The 4,538-nt window shown below is 41.7% G+C and carries 1 protein-coding gene; it reads left to right on the top strand.

Going from position 1 to position 4,538, the window contains the following annotated elements:
- Positions 1-4,538: beta strand repeat-containing protein (locus BUC11_RS16305; protein ID WP_139259554.1), on the top strand; the 4,538-nt coding region annotated here is incomplete at both ends.

The raw sequence follows: 4,538 nt of genomic DNA, 5'->3' as shown, positions 1-4,538 counted from the left end.
GATCCTTTAACTTATACCACTCAAGGAACCTACACCATCACTTGGACTTTTAATGATGGAAATGGAAATACAACGACTGCTACTCAAAAAGTAATTGTAAAAGATACTACTAAACCAATAAAACCAATTCTTGCTGATGTATCTGGACAATGTTCAGCAACTGCAATTCCACCAAAAGCTATAGATGAATGTGCTGGTAACGTAACAGGTACTACATCTACAGTGTTCCCAATTACAACTCAAGGAACTACTGTAGTGGTTTGGACCTTTGATGATGGCAATGGTAATATTATAACATCAAATCAAAATGTAATCATTGATAATACAAAACCAATAAAACCAATTCTTGCTGATGTAATTGGTCAATGTTCTGCTACTGTAACACCACCTACTACTACAGATGCATGTGCAGGTACAATTGTAGGTACAACGACAGACCCATTATTATATACAACTCAAGGAGTTTACGTTATTAATTGGACTTTCAATGACGAAAAAGGAAATAATGTCACAGCTACTCAAAATGTTATTGTAAAAGACAATATCAATCCAACAATTACTTGTGCAGCTCCGGTAACTGTGAATGTGGATGCCGCTTCTTGTACAACGGATAAAGCTAATGTTACTCTTGGATTACCTACAACTGCTGACAACTGTGGTGTGAAATCGGTAACTAACGATGCCCCTAGTGTTTTCCCTATCGGAAATACAACCGTAACTTGGACCGTAACTGACAATGCTGGAAATACGGCTACTTGTACACAAATCGTAACTGTAGTTGATAATATCAATCCAACCATTACTTGTGCTGCTCCTATAACAGTGAATGTAGATGCCGCTTCTTGTACAACGGATAAAACTAATGTAACTCTGGGTCTGCCAACTACGGCTGATAATTGTGGTGTGAAATCCGTAACTAATGATGCCCCTAGTGTATTCCCTATCGGAAACACAACGGTAACTTGGACCGTAACGGACAATGCTGGAAATACGGCTACTTGTACACAAATCGTAACTGTAGTTGATAATATCAATCCAACCATTACTTGTGCAGCTCCGGTAACCGTAAATGTGGATGCCGCTTCTTGTACAACGGATAAAGCTAATGTTACTCTTGGATTACCTACAACTGCTGATAACTGTAACGTGAAATCGGTAACTAACGATGCGCCTAGTGTTTTCCCTATCGGAAATACAACCGTAACTTGGACCGTAACGGACAATGCTGGAAATACGGCTATTTGTACACAAATCGTAACTGTAGTTGACAATATCAATCCAACCATTACTTGTGCAGCTCCAGTAATTGTGAATGTAGATGCCGCTTCCTGTACAACGGATAAAGCTAATGTAACTCTTGGATTACCTACAACTGCTGACAACTGTGGTGTGAAATCCGTAACTAACGATGCCCCTAGTATTTTCCCTATCGGAAACACAACGGTAACTTGGACTGTAACGGACAATGCTGGAAATATTGCTACTTGTACTCAAATTGTAACTGTAGTTGACAATATCAATCCAACCATTACTTGTGCTGCTCCGGTAACAGTGAATGTAGATGCCGCTTCTTGTACAACGGATAAAGCTAATGTTACTCTTGGATTACCTACAACTGCTGACAACTGTGGCGTGAAATCGGTAACTAATGATGCCCCTAGTGTTTTCCCTATCGGAAACACAACGGTAACTTGGACTGTAACTGACAATGCTGGAAATACGGCTACTTGTACACAAATCGTAACTGTAGTTGATAATATCAATCCAACCATTACTTGTGCTGCTCCGGTAACTGTGAATGTGGATGCCGCTTCTTGTTCAACGGATAAAACTAATGTAACTCTGGGTCTGCCAACTACGGCTGATAATTGTGGTGTGAAATCCGTAACTAATGATGCCCCTAGTGTATTCCCTATCGGAAACACAACCGTAACTTGGACCGTAACGGACAATGCTGGAAATATTGCTACTTGTACTCAAATCGTAACGGTGGTCGATTCTATTCTACCAACCATTACTTGTGCAGCTCCGGTAACCGTAAATGTAGATGCCGCATCTTGTACAACGGATAAAACTAATGTTACTCTTGGATTACCTACAACTGCTGACAACTGTGGTGTAAAATCGGTAACCAATGATGCCCCTAGCGTTTTCCCTATCGGAAATACAACCGTAACTTGGACTGTAACGGACAATGCTGGAAATATTGCTACTTGTACTCAAATCGTAACGGTGGTCGATTCTATTCTGCCAACTATTACTTGTGCAGCTTCGATAACCGTGAATGTAGATGCCGCTTCTTGTACAACGGATAAAGCTAATGTAACTCTTGGATTACCTACAACTGCTGATAATTGTGGCGTGAAATCGGTAACTAATGATGCGCCTAGTGTATTCCCTATCGGAAACACAACGGTAACTTGGACCGTAACGGACAAGGCTGGAAATATTGCTACTTGTACTCAAATCGTAACGGTGGTCGACAATATCAATCCAACCATTACTTGTGCAGCTCCGGTAACCGTAAATGTAGATGCTGCTTCTTGTACAACGGATAAAGCTAATGTTACTCTTGGATTACCTACAACTGCTGACAACTGTGGCGTGAAATCGGTAACTAATGATGCCCCTAGTGTTTTCCCAATCGGAAACACAACGGTTACTTGGACCGTAACGGACAATGCTGGAAATATTACTACTTGTACTCAAATCGTAACGGTGGTCGATTCTATTCTGCCAACCATTACTTGTGCTGCTCCTGTAACAGTGAATGTGGATGCCGCTTCTTGTACAACGGATAAAGCTAATGTAACACTTGGATTACCTACAACTGCTGACAACTGTGGCGTGAAATCGGTAACCAATGATGCCCCTAGTGTTTTCCCAATCGGAAACACAACGGTAACTTGGACTGTAACGGACAATGCTGGAAATATTGCTACTTGTACACAAATCGTAACTGTAGTTGATAATATCAATCCAACCATTACTTGTGCTGCTCCTATAACAGTGAATGTAGATGCCGCTTCTTGTACAACGGATAAAACTAATGTTACTCTTGGATTACCTACAACTGCTGACAACTGTGGCGTGAAATCGGTAACTAACGATGCCCCTAGTGTTTTCCCTATCGGAAATACAACCGTAACTTGGACTGTAACGGACAATGCTGGAAATATTGCTACTTGTACTCAAATCGTAACGGTGGTTGACAATATCAATCCAACCATTACTTGTGCAGCTCCGGTAACCGTAAATGTAGATGCCGCATCTTGTACAACGGATAAAACTAATGTAACTCTGGGTCTGCCAACTACGGCTGATAATTGTGGTGTGAAATCCGTAACTAATGATGCCCCTAGTGTATTCCCTATCGGAAACACAACGGTAACTTGGACCGTAACTGACAATGCTGGAAATACGGCTACTTGTACACAAATCGTAACGGTGGTCGATTCTATTCTACCAACCATTACTTGTGCAGCTCCGGTAACCGTAAATGTAGATGCCGCTTCTTGTACAACGGATAAAACTAATGTAACTCTGGGTCTGCCAACTACGGCTGATAATTGTGGTGTGAAATCCGTAACTAACGATGCCCCTAGTGTTTTCCCTATCGGAAATACAACCGTAACTTGGACCGTAACGGACAATGCTGGAAATATTGCTATTTGTACTCAAATTGTAACGGTGGTCGATTCTATTCTACCAACCATTACTTGTGCAGCTCCGGTAACCGTAAATGTAGATGCCGCTTCTTGTACAACGGATAAAACTAATGTTACTCTTGGATTACCTACAACTGCTGACAACTGTGGCGTGAAATCGGTAACTAACGATGCCCCTAGTGTTTTCCCTATCGGAAATACAACCGTAACTTGGACTGTAACGGACAATGCTGGAAATATTGCTACTTGTACTCAAATCGTAACGGTGGTTGACAATATCAATCCAACCATTACTTGTGCAGCTCCGGTAACCGTAAATGTAGATGCCGCATCTTGTACAACGGATAAAACTAATGTAACTCTGGGTCTGCCAACTACGGCTGATAATTGTGGTGTGAAATCCGTAACCAATGATGCCCCTAGTGTTTTCCCTATCGGAAATACAACCGTAACTTGGACCGTAACTGACAATGCTGGAAATACGGCTACTTGTACACAAATCGTAACGGTGGTCGATTCTATTCTACCAACCATTACTTGTGCAGCTCCGGTAACCGTAAATGTAGATGCCGCTTCTTGTACAACGGATAAAGCTAATGTAACTCTGGGTCTGCCAACTACGGCTGATAATTGTGGTGTGAAATCCGTAACTAATGATGCGCCTAGTGTTTTCCCTATCGGAAACACAACCGTAACTTGGACCGTAACGGACAATGCTGGAAATATTGCTACTTGTACTCAAATCGTAACGGTGGTTGACAATATCAATCCAACCATTACTTGTGCAGCTCCGGTAACCGTAAATGTAGATGCCGCTTCTTGTTCAACGGATAAAGATAATGTAACTCTGGGTCTGCCAACTACGGCTGA

The sequence above is a fragment of the Flavobacterium xanthum genome (assembly GCF_900142695.1).
GTDB lineage: Bacteria > Bacteroidota > Bacteroidia > Flavobacteriales > Flavobacteriaceae > Flavobacterium > Flavobacterium xanthum.
This window is presented reverse-complemented; position numbering and strand designations above follow the sequence as displayed.